This is a genomic window from Roseovarius sp. BRH_c41 (assembly GCF_000961715.1).
In the GTDB taxonomy this organism is placed as follows: domain Bacteria; phylum Pseudomonadota; class Alphaproteobacteria; order Rhodobacterales; family Rhodobacteraceae; genus Roseovarius.
Genome location: NZ_LADY01000004.1, coordinates 1 through 21,829, shown reverse-complemented (window position 1 = coordinate 21,829; position 21,829 = coordinate 1). Strand labels below are relative to the sequence as shown.

General features: G+C 61.9%; 18 protein-coding genes. 12 read left to right on the top strand and 6 right to left on the bottom strand.

The window, feature by feature from the left end; translation table 11 throughout:
• The 6 genes from VR71_RS01070 to mdoH all read left to right on the top strand — a co-directional run bounded on the left by VR71_RS01070 (window position 1) and on the right by mdoH (window position 7,948).
• Window positions 1-1,176, top strand: a complete 1,176-nt coding sequence (locus VR71_RS01070; protein ID WP_045680440.1) for a CoA transferase — start codon at window positions 1-3, stop codon at window positions 1,174-1,176.
• Window positions 1,177-1,253: 77 nt separating this feature from the next.
• Window positions 1,254-1,724, top strand: coding sequence for a DUF302 domain-containing protein (locus VR71_RS01065; RefSeq protein WP_045680439.1), 471 nt, complete (start codon window positions 1,254-1,256; stop codon window positions 1,722-1,724).
• A gap of 205 nt (window positions 1,725-1,929) precedes the next feature.
• The gene (locus VR71_RS01060) at window positions 1,930-3,306 is read left to right on the top strand and encodes a tetratricopeptide repeat protein (RefSeq protein ID WP_045680437.1); all 1,377 of its coding nucleotides are present in this window, start codon (window positions 1,930-1,932) and stop codon (window positions 3,304-3,306) included.
• Between the two features lie 36 nt (window positions 3,307-3,342).
• Window positions 3,343-4,575 carry an OpgC family protein gene (locus VR71_RS01055; RefSeq protein ID WP_009816977.1) on the top strand — a complete coding sequence of 411 codons (1,233 nt, stop codon included), beginning with the start codon at window positions 3,343-3,345 and terminating at the stop codon, window positions 4,573-4,575.
• A complete protein-coding gene (locus VR71_RS01050) occupies window positions 4,572-6,077 on the top strand; it encodes a glucan biosynthesis protein (RefSeq protein WP_045680435.1) in 1,506 nt (501 codons plus the stop codon). The genes VR71_RS01055 and VR71_RS01050 overlap by 4 nt, the downstream gene beginning before the upstream one ends.
• Window positions 6,065-7,948 carry a glucans biosynthesis glucosyltransferase MdoH gene (mdoH, locus tag VR71_RS01045; protein ID WP_045680433.1) on the top strand — a complete coding sequence of 628 codons (1,884 nt, stop codon included), beginning with the start codon at window positions 6,065-6,067 and terminating at the stop codon, window positions 7,946-7,948. The genes VR71_RS01050 and mdoH overlap by 13 nt, the downstream gene beginning before the upstream one ends.
• Before the next feature lie 5 nt (window positions 7,949-7,953).
• Here the strand turns inward: mdoH and VR71_RS01040 are convergent, their stop codons facing one another.
• From VR71_RS01040 to VR71_RS01015, 6 genes are all read right to left on the bottom strand, one after another.
• A complete protein-coding gene (locus VR71_RS01040; protein ID WP_296429669.1) occupies window positions 7,954-8,796 on the bottom strand; it encodes a PHB depolymerase family esterase in 843 nt (280 codons plus the stop codon).
• A 98-nt stretch (window positions 8,797-8,894) separates the two neighbouring features.
• Window positions 8,895-10,322: a sulfotransferase family 2 domain-containing protein gene (locus VR71_RS01035; RefSeq protein WP_045680429.1), complete on the bottom strand. Its 1,428-nt coding sequence runs from the start codon at window positions 10,320-10,322 to the stop codon at window positions 8,895-8,897.
• A 6-nt stretch (window positions 10,323-10,328) separates the two neighbouring features.
• Window positions 10,329-12,029, bottom strand: a complete 1,701-nt coding sequence (locus tag VR71_RS01030) for a beta-1,6-N-acetylglucosaminyltransferase (RefSeq protein ID WP_009816972.1) — start codon at window positions 12,027-12,029, stop codon at window positions 10,329-10,331.
• 19 nt (window positions 12,030-12,048) lie between these two features.
• On the bottom strand, window positions 12,049-13,035 hold the full coding sequence (locus VR71_RS01025; protein WP_009816971.1) for a glycosyltransferase family 2 protein: 987 nt from the start codon (window positions 13,033-13,035) through the stop codon (window positions 12,049-12,051).
• Between the two features lie 174 nt (window positions 13,036-13,209).
• Window positions 13,210-13,761, bottom strand: coding sequence for an ActR/PrrA/RegA family redox response regulator transcription factor (locus VR71_RS01020; protein ID WP_009816970.1), 552 nt, complete (start codon window positions 13,759-13,761; stop codon window positions 13,210-13,212).
• A gap of 75 nt (window positions 13,762-13,836) precedes the next feature.
• A complete protein-coding gene (locus VR71_RS01015; protein ID WP_009816969.1) occupies window positions 13,837-14,466 on the bottom strand; it encodes an SCO family protein in 630 nt (209 codons plus the stop codon).
• A gap of 89 nt (window positions 14,467-14,555) precedes the next feature.
• Here VR71_RS01015 and regB point away from each other — a divergent pair, with 89 nt between their 5' ends.
• The 6 genes from regB to addB form a co-directional block, all read left to right on the top strand.
• Window positions 14,556-15,944, top strand: coding sequence for a sensor histidine kinase RegB (gene regB, locus VR71_RS01010; RefSeq protein ID WP_040651195.1), 1,389 nt, complete (start codon window positions 14,556-14,558; stop codon window positions 15,942-15,944).
• A gap of 84 nt (window positions 15,945-16,028) precedes the next feature.
• Window positions 16,029-17,528, top strand: coding sequence for a PAS-domain containing protein (locus VR71_RS01005; RefSeq protein ID WP_296429668.1), 1,500 nt, complete (start codon window positions 16,029-16,031; stop codon window positions 17,526-17,528).
• Between the two features lie 40 nt (window positions 17,529-17,568).
• On the top strand, window positions 17,569-18,054 hold the full coding sequence (gene tsaE / locus VR71_RS01000; RefSeq protein ID WP_045680424.1) for a tRNA (adenosine(37)-N6)-threonylcarbamoyltransferase complex ATPase subunit type 1 TsaE: 486 nt from the start codon (window positions 17,569-17,571) through the stop codon (window positions 18,052-18,054).
• Entirely contained in the window at window positions 18,047-19,057 is a 1,011-nt protein-coding gene (locus tag VR71_RS00995) for a phosphotransferase (protein ID WP_045680422.1), read from the top strand. The genes tsaE and VR71_RS00995 overlap by 8 nt, the downstream gene beginning before the upstream one ends.
• Window positions 19,054-19,737, top strand: a complete 684-nt coding sequence (locus tag VR71_RS00990; RefSeq protein ID WP_045680420.1) for a nucleotidyltransferase family protein — start codon at window positions 19,054-19,056, stop codon at window positions 19,735-19,737. Before VR71_RS00995 ends, VR71_RS00990 begins: the two co-directional genes overlap by 4 nt.
• A partial coding sequence (gene addB / locus VR71_RS00985) for a double-strand break repair protein AddB (protein WP_045680418.1) occupies window positions 19,730-21,829 on the top strand: 2,100 nt, incomplete at its 3' end. The genes VR71_RS00990 and addB, both read left to right, overlap by 8 nt.

The window sequence follows — 21,829 nt, the reverse complement described above, 5'->3', positions numbered from 1 at the left end:
ATGCCCGGTCCGTTGGAGGGTCTCGTTATCCTCGACCTCAGTCGCATTCTCGCCGGCCCCACCTGCACGCAGCTTCTGGGCGACCTTGGGGCGGAGGTGATCAAGATCGAGAGTCTTGAAGGGGATGATACGCGGCAATGGGGCCCGCCCTTTGCGCTGGATGCCCAAGGCAATCCCACGGACCTCTCGGCCTATTTCATGTCCTCCAACCGCAACAAGAAATCCGTGGCGGTGGATTTGACCGACCCAGAGGTGCAGAGCCTGCTGCATGCTCTGGCAGGCCGCGCCGATGTGGTGATCGAGAATTTCAAACCGGGCGGATTGCGGAAATACGGCCTGGATCACGACACGCTCTGCGCCGCCTATCCGGGCCTTGTCTATTGCTCGATTTCCGGTTTCGGCCAGACCGGCCCCAATCGCGACAAACCCGGCTATGATTTGATGGCCCAAGGCTACGGCGGCATCATGTCGATCACCGGCGAGGCGGATGGTGAGCCAATGAAGGTGGGTGTGGGCGTCGCCGATGTGGTCTGCGGCCTTTATGCTTCGACCGGCATTCTGGCGGCGCTGCGCCACCGCGACGCGACCGGCGAGGGGCAGCATATCGACATCGCGCTGGTCGATGCCACGATGGCCTGGCTGGTCAATCAGGGGCTGAACTACCTCACCTCCGGCACTTCCCCCACCCGCGCGGGCAATGCCCATCCCAACATCGTGCCCTATCAGGTCTTTGCGACCGCCGATGGTCATGTGATCGTGGCGGTGGGCAATGACAGCCAATATGCCCGTTTTTGCGATTATCTGGGCCAACCCAACTGGGCCACTGATCCGCACTATGCCACCAATACCGCGCGACTGACGCATCGCGACACCCTTGTGCCGATGATTGTCGAAGTTCTGGCCACCCGCACCACCGCGCATGTGATCGAAGGGCTAGAGGCGCGCAAGGTGCCGGTGGGGCCAGTCAACACCATTGGTCAGGCGCTGGAGACCGAACAGGCGCAGGCGCGCGGCATGACGATCACGATGCCCGCGCCGCACACCGCCAAGGGGGACGTGCGCCTCATTGGCAACCCGCTCAAATTCTCGCGCACGCCGGTGAGCTATCGCAGCGCTCCGCCCACGACCGGGGCCGATACCGACGCGGTGCTTGGACCGCTCCGGCGCGATCTGTAACCTTGCCTCGCGGCCACGTGATTTGCCGCGACTCGAGGTATGCCTTACCTCTCCGGGCACAACCGGAGGACTGTGTCATGCAACGATTTCTGGCAATTCTGAGCGTTTTCCTGTTTCTGTCCAGCACCGCACAGGCGCTGGAGCCCCGCGACGGCTGGGTGATCCACGACACGGCCAAAGGCTTTGACGCGCTGGTCGAGGCGGTGCGCGCAGCGGTCGAGACCGCGCCCATCGCCATCGTCACACAGGCCAGCGCCTCGGATGGCGCGCGCGGGCAGGGGATCACCATCCCCGGCAATCGCATCTTTGGTCTCTATCGCAACGACTATGCCCGCCGCATGTTGGCCGCCAGCGTCGCAGCCGGAATCGAGGCGCCGATCCGCCTCTATGTGACCGAGGAGGCCGATGGCACCGCCACGCTCAGTTATAAAACGCCCACTGCGGTCTTTGCCCCTTACTTCGACGAAGGCGGGGACGATCTCCGCGCGCTCGCGACCGAATTGGATGGTGTTTTCAAAACCGTCGCGCAAACTGCCATTGCCGAGTGAAATTTTGGCGAACCGGTGGGGCTCTCTCCCTGCCTGAGCAGAATTACGCCTATTTTCTAGCGCATTACACGGCAGCATCTGCAAGATACCTGTCACATTCGCTACAGTGCGGATAACGACTTGGTGAGATAAGCGGCAGGTATGTTGCCGCTGTCACATTTACCGGGCTAGCTGTGATGCAGAGGTATCAGAAGGAATTCGGGTTATGCGTATAGATCAATTTGGATATGAGTTGACCATATCATCGCCCACCGCCGCCGAGGCTTGGGACAATATGGTATTGGCCTTTCTCGCCCATGCCGCGAAGACCCCCGAATATCTGGGGTCCGTGCTGAGCCAAGAGCCTGATTTTGCGATGGCGCATGCCACCAAGGGTCTATTTTTCCTGATGCTCGGGCGGCGCGAGATGACCGAGACCGCGCAAGAGGGGTATCGCGCAGCACAAGAGGCGGCCTTGCGCAGCGCCCCCACGGCGCGCGAGATGGGCTATATCCGTGGGCTGGGCGCATGGCTCGACGGACGCCCCTCCGAGACCGTACGCGAGATGGAAGCGATTCTCACGCGCTGGCCTGAGGATGCGCTGGCGATGAAAATCAGCCATGCGACCCGCTTCATCATGGGTGACGGCAAGGGCATGCGCGCCTCGATCGAAGCGCTGCTTCCCGCCTATGACGCCAAGAATCCAGCGCGTGGCTATCTCTTTGGCTGCCACGCCTTTTCCTTGGAAGAGACGGGCGACTATGCCCGCGCTGAAACCGCTGGTCGGTTGGGCCTGAGCCTCTCGCCTGACGATGCCTGGGGCCTGCATGCCGTGGCGCATGTATTTGACATGACAGCCAATGCCCGCGCCGGGCTGAATTGGCTGGAAGGTCGCGAACACGCCTGGGCGCATTGCAACAATTTTCGCTACCACGTCTGGTGGCACAAGGCGCTGATGCATCTCGATCAGGGTGAGATTGACGCGGTGCTCGACCTCTATGACACCGAGGTGCGGCGCGATCATACCGACGATTTCCGTGATATATCCAACGCAACGTCCTTGTTGATGCGGCTGGAACTGGAAGGGGTCAATGTCGGTCATCGTTGGGACGAGCTGACCGATATCGCAGAGCGGCGCACCGAAGATGCCTGTCTTCTCTTTGCCGATCTGCACTATCTTCTGGCGCTTATCGGCGGCAGTCGCGATGTGGCCGTCAAGCGTATGCTGGCGCGGATGCACCGCGATGCCAAACAGACCAACGCAGGCGAGCTTTTGGCGCGGATGGCGAATCCTGGCCTATCGGCCGCCACGGGCCTTGAGGCGTTTGGGGATGGCGATTACAAAACCGCGTTCCTCAACCTTGGACGAGCGAGACGTTCCATGCAACTGGCCGGGGGCAGCCATGCCCAACGCGACGTATTTGAACGACTCACGATTGATGCGGCTATTCGTGCCGGATTTCTCGATGAGGCCGAGAACTTCTTGCACGAGCGCACCGCGCAGCGCGCAGGCCGGCTTGATTCCTATGCCAGCGCCCGTTTGGAACTTATCTCGGGGTCACGCGTTGACTGGGACGAAGCTGGCCGCTTGCCGGCGGAATAGGCGCGGACTAACTCACGAAAAGGAGCCGACACCGTTATGACGAGTGTTGCCGATCCGTCCATATTGCACGGCCGCGCCAGCGCAGCGGTTGCCAAGCCGGTCGCGAGCACGCGGGACATCCGGCTGGATTTCTTTCGCGGTCTTGCGATGTTCATCATCTTGGCCGCACATACCCCGCGCAACTTTTTCACAAGCTGGATTCCGGCGCGCTGGGGCTTTTCCGACGCGACAGAGATCTTTGTGTTCTGTTCCGGCATGGCCTCTGCCATCGCCTTTGGCCGCACCTTCGACCGCGCGGGCTGGACGCTGGGAACGGGACGTGTGGGCTATCGTGTCTGGCAGGTCTTTTGGGCGCATATCGCGATGTTTTTCGTCATTGCCACGATGCTTGCCGCCTTTGATGTGCTGGGCAATTTTGAAAAGAGCTACGTCAGTTCGCTCAATCTTCAGCACTTCTTTGCAAACCCCGCGCCTCAACTGGTCGGGCTGTTCACGCTCACCTATGTGCCAAATTATTTCGACATCCTTCCGATGTATATGGTCATCCTCGTGATGATGCCGGTCATCATGGCGCTGAGCCGCATCAGCCTCTGGGCGGTGGCGGGGGCGATGGGTCTCACATGGCTCATGGCGCAGCAATTCATCCTCGACTCACTTGGGCTGGGCCATCTTCATCTCGCCTTTCCGGCAGAGCCATGGTCGAATCGGGAATGGTTCTTTAACCCCTTCGGCTGGCAATTGATCTTTTTCACCGGCTTTGCCTTTATGCGCGGCTGGCTGCCCAAGCCACCGGTCAACCAAGTGTTGATCGGCATCGCTCTGGCGCTTGTGATTGCAAATATCCCACTTTCCAACATCGGCGTGCGCGAATTCGGTTTTGACTGGGCCCGCGACTGGCGCGGCGCAAACAACTGGCTCTTCAACAAATCCGATTTCGGCATCCTGCGCTATGTACATTTTCTCGCCCTTGCATATCTGTGCTGGGCAGCGGCCGGAGAAGGTGGTAATCGCCTCCGCGTCGCTGGCAACGGCATCATCTCTTACATTTGGGGAGTTCTGCTCAAAATGATTCTGAAGGTCGGGCAGCAATCGCTGGCGGTCTTCGTCTTCTCCATGGTGTTCGCCCGCTTTTCGGGTTTCGTCATGGACCAGATCGGACGCAATACCTGGAACATCACGCTTGCGAACTTTATCGGGTTCGGGGCGCTTATCGCGGTGGCCTACACCGTAGCCTGGTTTAAATCTCATCCTTGGCGGGGTGCAAAATGATCCGCCGCGATGTTCTCAAATCTCTCGCCGCCCTCGCGATCTGGCCGGGCATGACCCGTGCTTCGGATGGCACCGCCTTTTCCGAATCGGGGCTGCATGAATTGGCCCGTCAGATCGCGGCCAACCCCTATGCCGAGCGTCCCTTCGTACCCGACGCATGGCGTGATCTGACCTATGATCAGTATCGCGGCATTCGCTACAACACCGACAAGGCGATCTGGGCCGGGGCTGACACCACGCTCGAATTCGACATGTTTCCGCCGGGCCTCTATTTCCCGCATGCGGTCGAGGTCAACATGGTCGAGAATGGCATCGCGCACAGAATGCCGTTCGATTTCGGGCTCTATGACCTGCATGAAATCGTGCCGGATCTGCCGGTGGATGAAGCATTGGGCTATTCCGGTATCCGTCTGCGGGCAGAGATCGCTAAGCCGGGCTTCTTTCAGGAATACGCTGTGTTCCAAGGGGCCAGCTATTTCCGCGTCATCGCTCGTGATCTCGCCTATGGCCTGTCGGCACGCGGTCTGGCGCTCAACACCGCCTCACCGGATGGTGAAGAGTTCCCGGATTTCACCCGTTTCTGGATTGAAAAACCGGCACCGGGCGTCTCCGAACACAAGGTGCACGCCCTGCTGGAGAGCCCCTCTGTTACCGGCATCTACCATTTCACCCTGCGGCCCAATGGCACCACCACAGAGGTCGATGTCCGTTGCACGCTCTGGCCGCGCACCGAGTTGGCGAATGTCGGCATCGCGCCGCTCACCTCAATGTTCTATTTCGACGAGACGAACCGTGGCCGCTTTGACGATTTCCGTCCCGCCGTGCATGACAGCGACGGGCTGAGCATCCTCAACGGCAACGGCGAGCTGATCTGGCGGCCTCTGGCCAACCCGACCTTCATCCAGATTTCCAGCTTTGCGGATGAAAACCCCAAGGGCTTTGGTCTGGCACAGCGCGAGCGGGCCTTTTCCAACTTCGAGGATCTCGAGGCGCACTATCAGGACCGCCCGAGTCTCTGGATTACGCCGGGCGAAGACTGGGGTCAGGGCGCGATCACTTTGGTCGAGATTCCCACCGACAAGGAAATCTACGACAATATCGTCGCCTACTGGAAGCCGCGCACACCACTGGCAGAGGGCTCCGAGCACGCGTTCTCTTATCGCATGACGTGGACCGACCAGATCGAGTCAAGCAAGCCGGTGACGCAGGTGCTCAACACGCGTCTGGGCAAGGGCTTTGCGCAGAATGATCACAAACTCGTTGTCATCGACTTCGCGCCACATCCCGCCTTGCCCGAGGATTACCAGGATCTGGTCCCCTATGTGCGGGCCAACACCTTTGAACCCTCGGTGCCGCAAATCCAGCGCAACCCCGATACTGACGGCCCGCGTCTGGTGTTCTCCTTTGACCCTGCCGATGTGACGGCAGCCGAATTGCGCGCACAACTCTATCACCAAGGACAAGCTGTGTCCGAAGTATGGCTCTACCGATGGACCGTCTGACGCCCTTTCCCGGCACCGGGCTGATGCCCGCGCCTGCCCCTCTGGACCATCCGGTCCAGAGCTTCAGCCGTGTCTATCGCGATCCCAACGCGCCGAAATGGCAACCATCGGCCGTGTTTCAATGGCGCCGCGCGGCGGCCTTTCTTCCTGCGGTACTGACCACAGGGGCCCTGGCCTGGGCCTTTGGGGACTGGTTGTCGACCAATGGCATCTGGTGGCTGGAATGGGTGCTGCTGGCCTTTGTGATGGTTACGTTTTTCTGGATTGCGCTGGCTATGGGCACGGCCACGCTTGGCCTTGCCGTTCACCTCAAACAGCAACGCGCCCGCGCGCAGGCCGCCCCTGCGCCGTTGAACGTTGCCCTCCTCGTGCCGATCTATAACGAGGACACGGCCGAGGTCTTTGGCAATGCCAGCGCCATGATGAGCGCCCTGCGCGTCGCGCGCAGCGCGCATCGGTTCGAGCTTTTCATCCTGTCGGATACGCAGGACACGGAAATCGCCATGGCCGAGCAACGCGCCTATGCCACGCTGCGGGCCACCATGCCGCCCGATGCGCCGGTGTGGTATCGCAGGCGGGTGCAGAACACCGAACGCAAGGTCGGCAATATCGCGCAATGGCTGGAAAACTGGGGCGGCGCCTATGAGGCGATGCTCGTTCTCGACGCTGACAGCCTCATGAGCCCCGAGGCGGTGATTGCCCTCTCGGATGAGATGTCGCTTGATCCCACGGCAGGCCTCATTCAATCGGCACCGCTGGTGGTGGGCTCTGACACGCTCTTTGGCCGGATGCAGCAATTCTCGGCCTCGGTCTATGGTACGCTTCTGTCCGAGGGGCTGGCGGGCTGGACCGGCTCCGAGGGCAACTACTGGGGTCACAACGCCATCCTGCGCACCCGCGCCTTTGCCGATTGCGCGGGCTTGCCGCGCATGCCATCGCTGCGGGGCAAGGGCGGTCTGATCCTCAGCCACGATTTCGTCGAGGCCGGGCTCTTGCGCCGCGCCGGTTGGGCGGTGCGCTTCATCCCCACCATTCCCGGCAGCTATGAAGAACCGCCCGCCACCCTGATAGACTATGCGCTGCGTGACCGCCGCTGGTGCCATGGCAACCTGCAACACCTCAGCCTGCTGGCAACACGCGGCCTGCACCCTGTGTCGCGATTTCACCTGTTTCACGGCGCGATGAGCTACCTCCTGTCGCCCGCATGGTTCGGACTTCTGGTGATTTGGGCCATTCTGGGCAATGGGCAAGACAGCGTCATCAGCTACTTCTCCATGGAGAATCCGCTCTACCCGGTCTGGCCGGAATTGAGCCGGGTCAGTTCGGTTCTGATCCTGCTCTTCATGTATGGCATGCTGCTGGCCCCCAAGATGCTGGGCGCGCTGATGATCGGCATGACGGATCGGCATATGACACAATTCGGCGGGGGGGGCCGGTTCACCATTTCGCTGCTGGTCGAAGTCCTGCTGTCGATCCTGTTTGCCCCGATCATGATGGTGCAACAGGTGGTTGCCGTGCTGCGGACCGTTATTGGCATTCGCCCGACGTGGTCGCCACAGGCGCGCAAGGGCGGCGATTACAGCGCCCGCACCGTGCTCAAGTTTCACGCGCTGGAAGCCGTCAGTGGGGCGCTCTTGACCTTGGGGATGGCGGCGGGCGTGGTGTCGCTCTGGCTCTTGCCGATTGCGATCAGCCTGATTGGCGCAGTGCCTCTGTCGATGATGTCCGGTTTGCGGATGGACCAGCGGCGCGGCCTGTCCACAGTGATGGCCACGCCGGAGATGGTCGATACTCCGCCGATCCTGCAACTGGCGCGCAATCACCGGATGATGTTCCGCTATCCTGAGAGCCCACCGATCGCCGCTGAGTAAGCGGATTACTGCCCCGGCCCGTCCAGCGTCTCGAACCAGTCGAGCGCCAGCGTGCTCCAGCCTTTCGGCACCGTGTGCCCCCCGTCAAACAGCGCGAATTCCAGTGCTGAGCCGGGGGTGCAGCGGGTCCAGATACGCCGCCAGTAGTTTCCCGTTGTCTCGAACCGATCCGCGCGATGATTCTCACAGCCATTGGCCGCGCGCCAGAGGCCCATGGCGTGAAACACGTCGCCTTGTGCGAAATCGCGCCCCATGACCTGCCGGATCACCCGCCCTTCGAGCGGCACCACCTCGTCGCGCCAGCCATGCGCATGCAAGAGACGCACAGGCCCGGCGCAGCCCGTCGGATGTGGCCGCCAAAAGCTGCCGGATACCGGCGCATAGGCGCTGAACGCCTTGGGCGTGGCGCAGGCGATATAGCTGGCCAGCGACCCGCCGATAGAGAACCCCGCCAAGAGACTGCGCTTGGGGTCGATGTCGAACCGGGTGGCGGCATCCTGCATCACCTCTCGCAGAAACGCCGCCTCATCCCTCTGTCCCGGAAAATCCGGGTGGAAATTCCAGCTTGGGCGCGTGCGCGCCGGTCGGATAAGACCATTGGGTGCAATATACGCATACCCGCGCGCGGTCGCATCCCGTGCCGTCGCACCTTCGACCATAGGGCCACCACGCCCGCCATACCCGTGCAGAAACACCAGCACCGGATGCGGCCCCGGCCCCTCGGGCAGGGCAATGTGATAGCTGCCCGTCGCTGTCTCGCAGGGCGTGTCAGGATCGCCGCAGAGCGGCGCGGCGGCCAGCGGCCCGGTGAGGCCCAGACAGAGGGCAAGAACAGAGACGAGGCGCATCAGAGGCTCCGGTCAGCGAAAGGTTGCCCCCAACCCTCCCATATTCAGCCTCTCCTGCACAGAGCGCCCGCGTCACCCTTGCGTGAGGTCCTGTGGAATCACGCCCAATCGTCGAAACCAAAGGTCATATAGTCGCGCAAATAGGCTTCGCGCGTCAGCGTCTCGATCTCGGCATCGTAAATCTCGGCCAGAGCAAACGGCCCAGTGTCCTGAACAGCGGGCGGCGCGGGCGGCTTGGGGTAGCCCACCTGCCGCGCCAAGGCCGCCAGATAGCCCGCCATTTCCGCCTCGCGCACCACCATGTCGGGCAGGGCGAATTCGGCCAGCCCTTCCAGCACGGCGGCCTGCGTCGCCCAATGCGCATCCACCCTTATACCGGTCTGCCCCGCCAGATTGGCCTTGAGAAATTGTAGAAAGGCGGCAAATGCCTGCTGGTGCGCCACGCGATCATAACTCTCGTCCAACTCCCCTTGGGGGATCGGCAGCTTGTGAAAATTGCGCAACGTACGGCGAATGTCGCGATAGCATCCCGGCCCCTTGATCAGGATCTTGTCGCAAAAGGCGGCATGCGCCCGCGCCACCGGGTGACGCAGCACGGTAAAGCGCCGATGCCCCGGCTTGCGCCGCATCCATTGCCGCAGCACCTTTTGATTGAGCTTTGTGGGCAGCGTCTCGACCGGCACAGTGTCGAGGGCTGCCAGCCACGCGCGCACCTCGGCCTCGGGACCAGAGCGCACCGGCATATAGAGCAGAGGCGCACGCGCGCCGCTCACGAAACCGGGCACCGCCGCCCCGCGCCGTGGCTCGAAATTGGGGGTGCGCGTGAGGTTGAACTGGTCGAGGCCCGCCAGCGCCCGCTCCATCTCTGCGAAATTCTCGACCTTGCTTTCCAGCGGCTCCGGGTTCTGCTTCTTGAGCGAGGCATCCAGCGCCTCCAGCCGCGCCGTGCATCCCAGATAGCGCGCCAGACCGTTCATCACCTCAAGGCTCTGCAAATCCTCATAGGCAAGGTAGAACCCTGTCTGCCCGGCCGCTTGCAGGCGGTTCAGCAAGAACACCTGAAACGCCTGCAACCGTCCGACATGCAGCTCGAACTCGGCCGGATCAAACGTAATTTTGCTGTCGCGGCGGCGCTTGACGTTGGTCAGTTTCCATTGCCCGGTTGCCTGCGCGATTTTCCACGACACATAGCTCTCTACCGGGTTACGCGTCAGGATGATCTTGGCGCAGCGCGGATTGTCCAGCATCAGGTCCAGAATGCGCGGGTCGTGATCATGGAAGTAGCGAAACCCGCCAATCCCCTGCGACTGCCCCTTGATCGCGCCGATCAAGCGCTCTGGCACCTCGTCGCGCTCGGCCTGTGTCAGACCCAGTAACTCGGTCTTGTTGGGATAGCCGATGAAATGCGGGTTGAACGCCTCACCATGGCATTCGATGCCGTCAAAGGCATTGAGGTTGGTTTCCAGAAAATTAGACCCGGTGCGCATCTCTGCGAACACCACGAAATAATCAAAAATAGCTGTCATTCGACCTTATCGCACAAGATAGGGTTTGCGGGGATTACTCTGCGGTTCGATCAACCCCTGTTCGACCGGGAAATCCCCCATCACATAGGGATGCATGCCCTGATTCTTGAGGTTTTGCAGGAATTGGCCAAAGCCGGTCAGATCCGCCATGCGCGGGACCTCGGCCAAACCGCGCAGGTTCTGCTGCCCGATCTCGTCAATTATGGTCTGCAACGGCTCCATCGGGGCCTCGATGAAATCGGCCATGGTCCAGATCCGCACCCGCGCCTTGATCCATTGCGAACGCAACACCTCCAGATGCTTGCTCTCGATCCTTTGCAGCACCGCAGCCTCACGCCGAATATCCGAGAAATTGGCGTTGGATTTGAACAGTGGCACCGCCCAAGCGCCTGAGATCACCGAAACCTGCGCATTCGGATCGCGCGCAATGTGCCACTCGATATCCTCAAAGACATCGCGCGGTCCAAGCTGAAAGCATTGCCGCTCGCCGCGCGTGTTCCAGATCAGGCTCGCCAGAAAGGCGCGCGGATTGTAATCGCGCAGCGCCGCACTGTCCGAAAGCGCGCCGTTCATCACCGTCTGACCATCCGAAAACTCGGCCCGTTCAGGAGCAAAGAGATGGCCATGCACCCGCATGCCCGTCATCCGCGCCAACCACGGCTGGAAATTCTCAAAGAGATCGCTAAAGCCCTCGAACACCGAATAGGGCGCGCAGGTCAGCCCATTTTCGCGCCCCTCTACCGGAAACCGGCTCTGCATATACAGGCCGGGACGTCCGCGCGTGCGCCGATCGACGGCCTTGGCAAAAATACGGTCGATCTTGCCGGGATTGGGTTCTGTCCGCTTCATCGCACTGGCCTGATCGGTCAGGAATGCCTCGTAGAGGCGGTCGGCAAAGGGCCAGATCTTGCGCGCGACAAAACAGTCGGAGCGCCGCAAGAGTTGCAGGTGATCGTCGTAGAAAATATGCGGCTTGCCCTGATAATCGAACTTGGACAGCGTGAGCGACCTGCTTTCGATCTGGCGGGAATATTGCCGCGCGAGGGTCTGAAAATAGCTCTCGTCGGGAATCCACACCTTGGAGAAATAACGGTCGTAACCCCGCCGGTCCGGGTCCTCCAGAATCGCCGATAGCGTCTGGCGCGTCAGACACCACCACTGGCTACCCATATGCGGCACGATGCCGTTGGGGATGCGCCGCTTGAACCGCACCAACCGTTGCAGCGCCACGTATTTGTCAAAGAGATACCGGTTCTTGCGCCATGAGAAGGGAAAGCGCAGCGTGAATCGCTCCTGATCCAATCCCCCGATGGTCCAGGGCACATCCGCCGTCGTGGCGCTCTCGATGAAATCGGTATGGGGCCGTTTCGCGAGGTAGTCGATCAGTTCTTGCACCGGGCGCAAGGGCAGGCAAGACCCGGAGGCAAGATAGACATGCCGCACATCCTTGAAATCACGCAGCATGATTTCCGCAGCCCCCTGCGTTGCGGCGACAAGACCCCAAGTGCCCCATTCACAGCGATGGCGTGGGGCAAAGCGCACATCGGTCATATCCGAAAGCGCCTGCACAAAGGCATTGTAGCTCTTGCGCGGCACCGCCTTGTCGACATGGATCACCAGCGGACAGCCCGACGCCGCCCAATGGCGCGCCACCTGTTCGGCGCGACCAAAGGCCGTGTGAACCAGCATGATGATGCCTACGCTCATCGACTCACTGCCCCTGTGCTCATGCCCAATTTCCTTTGGACATGAGCCCGAGAATTTCTAATTGCCGCCAGTTTATATATTTTTCCGACCATTTACACCAAAGTTCGGGATTATCCTTCACAATCTCGGCATAGGCTTTGTATTCGACACTGCCCGAGTAATGTTGGCGGCGCGTCAGCTCCTCGGCGGCCTTGACGGTAAAGGTGTCGAGGAACTTGGCATGCAGCAGGATGCCGCTTGCCTTTTCCCCGCCCCATTCGTCATAGGTCAGGTTCAGACCGCGCGGCAGGATCATGTGGGTCGAGCTTTCATAGGCATAGCGCCTGTCCCATTTGACCAACGGTGTCTTGTTGAGCGCCGGCGCCTTCTTGGGATTATCCGGGAAAAACACCCGCGCCCGTGGCCCGCCCTGAATCCAGAGATTGCCGTAAAACTTGTTTTTTTCAACGATGTAATTACCGGGATCAAACCACGCGGCAATCTCCATCGGGTTCTGGCCCGGCTGATAAGGCACAGCGTCAATCCGCCCTTTGGGATACATATCGAGCAGCATCGCGCCAAAGGATTTCACCTGAGAGGTATCCAGCCAGTCGGTCAGCGCGCGAATGGGCCGCGTGTCGCAGAAAGGATAAATAAAGAACTCGTCGGGATCGATCACCAGAGTCCAATGGCCGTGGCCATATTTACCCTGAAGCCAGTTGAGCCAATCCACGCCAAATCGCGACCGCTTGTAGCTCGATTTCGTGGACCAGAGCGATACGTCCTCTTGGGCCGCAAGATATTCTGCGCCGCCATCGGTGCTGCCATTGTCCACGATCAGGAAATGCGAAATCCCCAACTCTCTGTAATAGCGCAGAAAATAGGGCAGGCGGATATGCTCATCGCGCATCGTCGAGAACAGAAGGACATCGCCCGGCTTGATCCGTTCGGTGCGGTTGATGACCGGAGTCAGTGAGAAATGCTTGCGGAACGCACGAATTTTCGCACGCTTGCGTCGCAACCGCATCCGATATGACTGCCATGCCCCCAAAGATTATGCCCTGCTGCCCGCTCTAAATTGCTCAACATTAGTCCCTCAGGATTAATACGAGCTTTTCCAAAACAATCTTAGCTAAAAATAGGGTCTGTCGTCTCAAAGTGACCCGATTACAAGCATGACGAGCTTTTAAATCGCTAGAAACTACCTTGGAGATCGCTTTGCCAAGATCCGCTGCAATGTACGCCGATGCATATTCAGACGCCGCGCGGTTTCACTCACGTTCCGATCGCACAGCTCATAGACCCGCTGAATATGCTCCCAGCGCACCCGGTCCGCGCTCATCGGGTTCTCGGGCGGCGGCGGCAATTCGGCACCATTCGCCAAAAGCGCGTTGGTGATGTCGGTGGCATCTGCTGGCTTGGACAGATAATCCGTGGCCCCGATCTTGACCGCAGCGACCGCGGTCGCAATTGCGCCGTAGCCCGTCAGAACCACGATCCGGCTATCCGGCCGCTTTTCGCGGATCACTTCGACCACATCGAGCCCGTTGCCATCCTCCAACCGCAGGTCACACACCGCATAGGCGGGGGGGCGTGCCGTGGCAATCGCGCGCCCGGCGGCGACCGATCCGGCGGTCTCGACCTCAAAACCGCGCTTTTCCATGGCCTTGGCCAGACGTTTCAAAAATGCCTCGTCATCGTCAACCAGCAGAAGCGACCTGTCTTCACCGATGTCCTGCATGTCGTCGGCCATGCCGATCCTCCTGTTGCGCAACGCTGTCGTAGGTTCTAGCCCGCTGCATGACCTGCGTCAAACAAACGCGCTATTCTAGCTTGCGTCAATGAAACATTGAACGCGATCAGCCATTTGCTCTGGAGTCACGTCACGGCGGAAAAACTCGACAAAGCCGTGCTGAGGTAGAGACAGGTAGGTCATGGTGGAATGGTCCACCAGATAAAACTCTTCCTCGCCCTCGGTCGGCTTATGCGCCTGAAAGAATGTGCGATACGCCTTTGAGGCGGCGCGCACCTGCTCTTCGCTGCCCGTCAGACCCAGCATCCGGGGATGCAGATACTCGGTGTACTCAGCCATCACCTCGGGCGTGTCCCGCTTTGGGTCGATCGAGATGAACACCGGCTTGACCATGGCGCCCCGCTCCTCCAGCAGATCGACCGCTGCCGCGTTGCGCGCCCCGTCCAAGGGGCAGACATCCGGGCAGAAGGTGTAGCCGAAATAGATCAGAGCGGGTTGATCAATCACCTCTTTGTCTGTGACCGTCTCGCCGGTCTCGCTGACAAGGGTGAACGCTCCACCGATCTGTGCAGCCCCGCCCGCCACATTCGACGCCCGGCATTGCGCAAACTGGTCATCGCCCGTCTTGCCCATCGTCATGACATAGGTGATCCCCAAACCGAAGATCAAGACAGCAGCGGCAGACATGGCGATCAGGCGGGTCATGGGATGTCCTTGCGTTCGAACGGGCAGAGTGCAACGTTCGGCCTATGTAACATCCCCTCCCCCGCATGCAATGGGACGCAGGCGCACATATGGCTCATCCCTCACCTGATCTGTTCAAATCCCGCGAACGCGGCAATTGGATCCGGCTGCGCACGCTGGTCCTGTTGCGCTGGTGGGCCATCGTGGGTCAGGCGACGGCGCTGATCATCGCCGAACGGGTCTATCACCTCGATCTGGAAATCGGCCTCTGCTTTCTGGTGATCGGGGTTTCAATTGCAAGCAATCTCGTCGCCGCCTTCGTCTTTGCCGAGAACAAGCGCCTGTCGGAGCAGGATACCTTTTTGGTCGTGCTCTTCGACATGCTGCAACTGGGGCTCTTGCTCTATCTCACTGGCGGGCTGCACAATCCCTTCTCGATCCTGATCGTCGGTCCCGTCACGGTGTCGGCCTCTGCCCTCTCGGGGCGCTCCACCGCCTTTCTCGGCGCGATGGCGATCATGATCGTCACGCTCTTGATGCAATTCTACCTGCCGCTGCGGCTTCAGGATGGGTTCGTTCTGGCGATGCCGGATGTGTTCCGCTTTGGCAACTGGGTGGCCATTGTCATCGCGGTCCTCTTTCTCGGGGTCTATTCACGCTGGATCGTACAGGAAATGCACGCCATGTCAGACGCCCTGCAAGCCACGCAAATGGCGCTCGCGCGCGAACAGAAACTGACCGATCTGGGCGGCGTGGTCGCCGCCGCCGCGCATGAATTGGGCACGCCGCTCGCGACTATCAAATTGGCCAGCGCCGAACTGGCGGAGGAACTGACCGATCACCCGGACCTGCGCGAGGATGCGCTCTTGATCGTGCAGCAAACCGACCGTTGCCGCGACATCCTGCGCTCCATGGGTCGCGTGGGCAAGGATGATCTGCACCTGCGCAGCGCCCCCCTGACCGCGCTCATCGAAGAAGCGGCAGAGCCGCATGTCGACCGGGGCAAACTGATTCATTTCGATCATGGCGAGGGGGATCTGATCACCCAGCCGACTGTGCTGCGCCGCCCCGAAGTGATTCACGGCCTGCGCAACCTGATCCAGAACGCTGTGGATTTCGCGCGCGAGAATGTATGGGTCGAGAGCGGCTGGACCGAAGATGCCATCACGCTGCGGATCATGGACGATGGGCGCGGCTATCCGCCGGACATGCTGGGGCGCATCGGCGACCCCTTCATCCGCCGCCGTGCGCCCACCAGCGATCCGCAGCGCCCGGAATACGAAGGCATGGGATTGGGTCTCTTCATCGCCAAAACCCTGTTGGAGCGGTCAGGCGCCGATCTCACCTTTGCCAACGGCTCGGACTCGTTCCGCACGCAGGCCAGCCATGCAACGCGCACCGGGGCCATGGTTGAGGTCTCATGGCCCCGCAACGCCATCGAGGCCCCATCGGGCGCGCTCAACCCGGCCTTGGGAGTGAACCAGCCCATTCGCGGCTGATCCCGACTGACGTTAATCGCCCCTTAACCACTCTGCGCCAAGCTCGCTCTCGGAAACAGCCTGCGAGGGATGCGGATGTCTGACATGACCGTTTGGGATATTGCCATTCTGGTGCCGCTGGCTCTGATGCTTTCGATGGTTGCGCTCTGGCTGATGGGCCGTACCGCGCCTACCGCGGCCACTGATGAAACCGGAAAGCAAGAGACGGTGTTTCTCTTTCGGGGCGGAATCCTGGTGGATCACGACGCTGCCAACCTGCTCCTTCCCGACGCACGCGAGGCAGAGACCGACTGGGCGCGGTTTCGCAGGTGGATGGGCTTTCGGTTTGGGAATTTGCCGCACGGGTATGAGGATCTGACCGACGGGGAGAGCCTTCGGTTGTTGTCGGACGGCGCGGCCCAACTCCATCTCTCCCGTCAGAACGAGACAGTGCGCGCCGTGTTGCGGGACGATCCGCCCGCCGATGCCGCCGCCCGCCACGCCCAGGCCTGTCACCACCACGATTTACAATCCCAATCTCTCGCCGCGCAGAGCGCGCCGCTCCCCGTCTGGATAATGGACGCAGTCGGCACTGTGATCTGGCAGAATGACAGCGCCCGCGCCATCGCACCTCGACATGCCGCGCGCCTTACGGGACCTCCCGATGATCTGCCGGACCTCGGTGGCACCCTGCGGACACGACTGACCCTGACGGGCGAAGGGGGAGCGGCGGATCAATCGTATGATCTGCATGTGACCCGCACAGAGTCCGGCACCATTCATTACGCCTTCGACATCACACGCCTGATCCGGGCCGAAACAGCGCAACGTGATTTTGTCCAAACGCTCAGCAAGACCTTTGCCGATCTGACTGCCGGGCTGGTGGTGTTCGACCGGGCCAAGACATTGGCGGTCTTCAATCCCGCGCTGACCGATCTCACAAGTCTCTCGCCTGAATTTCTCAGCGCTCGGCCGAGTCTCTTTGGCTTTTTCGACGCCTTGCGCGACCGGATGGTGATGCCCGAACCCAAAAACTACGCAAGCTGGCGCGGCCAGATCGCCGATATGGTCAAAAGCGCCACGGGCGGTCTCTATCACGAGGTCTGGACCTTGCCCTCGGGCCAGACCTACCGCGTCACAGGACGGCCCCATCCCGATGGCGCAGTGGCCTTTATGTTCGAGGATATCTCGCTCGAGGTCTCTGTCACCCGGCGTCACAGGCTCCAGATGGACCTGCACCAATCCGTCATCGACCGGCTGGAGGACGGGATCGCCGTGCTCGCGCAGGATGGTCGTCTTCTCTTCTGCAACACCACTTTTGGCGAGATGCTGGGGATTGCCCCGGATGTCACCTTTGCCGAGATGAGGCTGCATGACGTGATCAGCGCGTGCAGCGCACGCTATCCCGATCCCGGCCTCTGGCCGGAGATCGAGGATCGCATCACGACGCGGCGTCTGGTTGCAACTCTCCACGACAGCGCCGGCCCACCGGGTCAAAAGGGCGCGGACGTGCGGGTGGTGCCGCTTGGTCGAGGCCAATTCATGCTTTGCCTCAAGAGCCGGGAAAGCGCATCAACAGGCGCTGTTGGCCTGCCCGCACGCTGATCCGGGTTGCGGGCGAACGCGGCGTGTGTAGTGTCGGAGCATGTCCGATCACCACGTCCTTATCCCCCTCGCCAGCCCCGATGCGACCTGCACCTTGGCCCAAGGCCTAGCACCCCGGCTCAGACCCGGCGATACGCTCCTGCTCTCGGGCGGCGTGGGCGCGGGCAAGACCCATTTCGCCCGCTGCCTGATTCAATCCCTGCTGATCACCCCCGAAGATGTGCCCTCACCGACCTATACCCTTGTCCAGACCTATCCGGGGCGGACGGCCGACATCTGGCATGCCGACCTCTACCGCCTGAGCGACGCAATCGAGCTTGTCGAACTGGGCCTGACCGAGGCGTTTTCCGACGCCATTTGCCTGATCGAATGGCCCGACCGTCTCGGGGACCTGACCCCGATGGATGCCCTCTGGCTGCATTTCGACCCGTTGACAGACCCCGGCGCAGAGGATCGCCGCCTCTTGCGGTTGACGTGGCAGGATGACAGGTGGGGACCGCGACTAGAGGGGCTATTGAATGACTGACCGCACTGCCCTGATGCAGGACTTTCTCGCCGGGACTGATTGGGCCGATGCGGCGCTTTCCCCTTTGGCAGGCGATGCCTCTAACCGGCGGTATCTGCGGCTGCGGCGCGACACCGGCGCGCATGCCGTGCTGATGGATGCGCCACCCGAACGTGGCGAGGATGTGCGCCCCTTCCTGCAGATTGCCGGTTATCTCACCGGGCTCGGCCTCAGCGCCCCACAGGTCTTTGCACAGGACGAGGCGCGCGGCTTCCTGATCCTTGAGGATCTGGGCGACGCACTCTTTGCCCGCGTCATCCCGGTTGCGCCACAAATGGAGCAACAGCTATACGCCGCTGCCACCGATGTGCTGACCGAAATGCACCGCGCGCCCCCGCCTGAGGGTCTCAAACCCTACGGCCCAGACACCATGACCGAAATGGCGGCCCTCGCCTTTGACTGGTATCTCACTGGCGCTACGGGTGAAAACAGCCCACAGCGCGCCGAAGCTCTCGCCGCGCTGCACAGTGTCTTGCGCCAGCACTCCGGAACCACCGATGTGATCGTCCTGCGCGACTATCACGCCGAGAACCTGCTCTGGCTGCCGGCGCGCGTTGGGGCGGCCCGTGTCGGCCTTCTGGATTTTCAGGACGCCATGACTGGCCACCGGGCCTATGATCTGGTCTCTGTGCTGCAAGACGCCCGCCGCGATGTGCCCCAACCGCTCCAGACTGCGATGATTACCCGCTATTGCGCCGCAACCGGCACGGATAAAACCGCCTTTGAGGCCGCCTATCACTGCCTCGGGGCGCAGCGCAATCTTCGTATCCTCGGCGTCTTTGCCCGCCTCTGCCTGCGCGATGGCAAGTCGCAATACATCGACCTCATCCCGCGCGTCTGGGACCATCTGCAACGGGATCTCGATCACCCGGCGCTTGCCCCGGTTGCCGATCTCTTGCGCACCGTGCTACCTGCGCCAACACCCGCCGTCAGAGAGCGCCTGCGCGCGCAACGCGCGCCATGAGCCTGCCGCTGATGCTCTTTGCCGCCGGGTTCGGCACGCGCATGGGGGCGCTGACCGCGACCCGTCCCAAACCGCTGATCGAGGTGGCAGGTCGCCCGCTCATCGACCACGCGCTGGATCTCGTCACGGCGCATGGCGCGGCCCCGGTGGTGGCGAACCTGCACTATCTGGCTGATCAACTGGCGCAGCATCTGGCGGGGCGCGCTATCCGCTTCTCTCTCGAATCGCCTGAGATTTTGGAAACCGGCGGCGGACTTCGCGCCGCGCTGCCGCTGCTTGGCCCCGGCCCGGTCTTTACCATGAACACCGATGCCGTCTGGCGCGGCCCCAATCCGCTCGACCACCTCGCACGCCTCTGGCGCCCCGCAGAAATGGACGCGCTTCTGCTCTGCATCCCGCGCGCGCAGGCAGTCGGCCATTCCGGCACGGGCGATTTCCAGATAGACCCGGATGGGCGCGCCACGCGCGGCCCGGGCTCTGTTTATTCCGGGCTTCAGATCGTAAAGCCCGACCTGCTTCACACCATCCCCGAGCGTGCCTTTTCCCTCAACCGTCTCTGGGACATGATGCTGGCCGAGCGCAGGCTCTTCGCCGCCGACTACCCCGGCCATTGGTGCGATGTCGGTCGCCCCGAGGGGATCGCACTGGCCGAATCCATGCTTGCCGCCGCCGATGTTTGACCCCTCGGACGCCCCCCGCCTCTATGGCATCCCCCCCGGCGTGGATTTCCCCCGCGCTCTGGTCGAGGGCCTGCGCGCGCGTCACGCAGGCCAACCGCCCGAAACCCTCGCGCGCGTGCAACTTATCGTCAACACCCGCCGCATGGCCCGCCGCATCCGCGAGTTGTTCGACCAAGGCCCCCCCTGCCTCTTGCCGCGCATCAGCCTCCTGACCGATCTCGGAGAACTGTGGGATCTGGCCCATATCCCCGATCCGGTGCCGCCCCTGCGCCGCAGGCTGGAACTGGTGCGGCTGATCACCAAACTGCTCGACAGCGCCCCTGATTTGGCCCCGCGCAGCGCGATCTACGACCTTTCCGATAGCCTTGCCGGGCTGATGGACGAAATGCACGGCGAAGGCGTGTCGCCGCACGCCATCGAGGCGCTCGATGTCAGCGACCAATCCGGCCATTGGGCCCGGATCAAATCCTTTCTCGGCATCGTCCGACATTATTTCGAGGCGGGCGGTGCCGCCCCCGATGTGGAAACCCGTCAGCGGCTCGTGATAGAGCGTCTGGCGGCCCTCCGGGCCGAAATGCCGCCAAAGCATCCCGTGATCCTCGCAGGCTCCACCGGCTCGCGCGGGGCGACGCAGCATCTCATGCAGGCGGTTGCGCGCCTGCCGCAAGGGGCGGTGGTGCTGCCCGGCTTTGATTTCGACACGCCCGCCCCGGTCTGGGACGCGTTGGACGATGCCATGCTGTCCGAGGATCATCCGCAATACCGCTTTTGCCGCGTGGCGGTGGGGGCCGGGATCATGCCGGTCGATATCCGGCCGTGGTCCGACACCCGCCCCGCCAATCCGGCACGCAACGCGCTGGTGTCATTGGCCCTGCGCCCGGCCCCCGTGACCGATCAATGGTTACGCGATGGTCCGCATCTGCGCGACATCACCGGGGCTATGGCCGATGTGACGCTGGTCGAGGCCCCGTCGCAACGCCAAGAGGCGCTCGCCATCGCCATGCGCCTGCGTCAGGCGGCAGAGGATGGGCGCACCGCCGCCCTCATCACCCCCGACCGGACCCTCACCCGTCAAGTGACCGCCGCGCTTGACCGTTGGGATATCCTGCCCGATGACAGTGCGGGCCTGCCGCTGCACCTCTCGCCGCCGGGGCGTTTCCTGCGTCATGTCGCCGATCTTTTCCGCAACCGGCTCAGCGCCGAATCGCTGCTGACCCTGCTCAAGCATCCGTTGGCGCATCAGGGGGCGGAACGTGGCACGCATCTGCGCCTGACCCGCGAGTTGGAATTGCACCTGCGCCGCCATGGTCCGCCCTATCCGACCGAAGACAGCCTGCGCGCCTGGGGTGCGGGCCAAAGGGATCAACTCATCCCCGATTGGGTCAACTGGCTCTGCGATTGCTTCGTGAACAGAGACTATTCCGGTGAAATGCCGCTTGAAAACAGTGTCGCCGCGCATCTGGAACTGGCTGAACAGATCGCCCACGGCTGCCATGGCACGGGCTCCGGCACGCTCTGGCTCAAGGATGCCGGTCAAGAGGCGCAGAAGGCCGTGACCGAGTTGCAGACCGAGGCACATCACGCAGGCACGCTCAGCGCCAGTGACTATTCCAGCCTCTTTCACAAAATTCTCAGCGCGCGCGAGGTGCGCAATCCTGTTGATCCGCACCCCCATATCCTCATCTGGGGCACGCTTGAGGCGCGCGTTCAGGGGGCCGATCTCTTGATCCTCGCCGGACTGAATGAGGGCAGCTGGCCCGTATCCCCCAAAGCCGACCCATGGCTCAACCGCGCCCTGCGTCATCAGGTGGGTCTCTTGCTGCCCGAGCGGCGAATCGGCCTTTCGGCGCATGATTTCCAACAGGCGATTGCCGCACCCGAGGTCTGGCTCACCCGTTCCGTGCGCTCTGCCGATGCCGAAACCGTGGTATCGCGCTGGTTGAACCGTATCCTGAACCTGCTTTCTGGCCTTCCCGATCAAGGTGGGCAAGCGGCGATTGAAGCCATGCGCGCCCGTGGCCACGTCTGGCTTGACCACGCTGCGGCGCTTGAGGAACCGGGCGAGGCGCCCCGCGCTGCCCGCCCGGCGCCC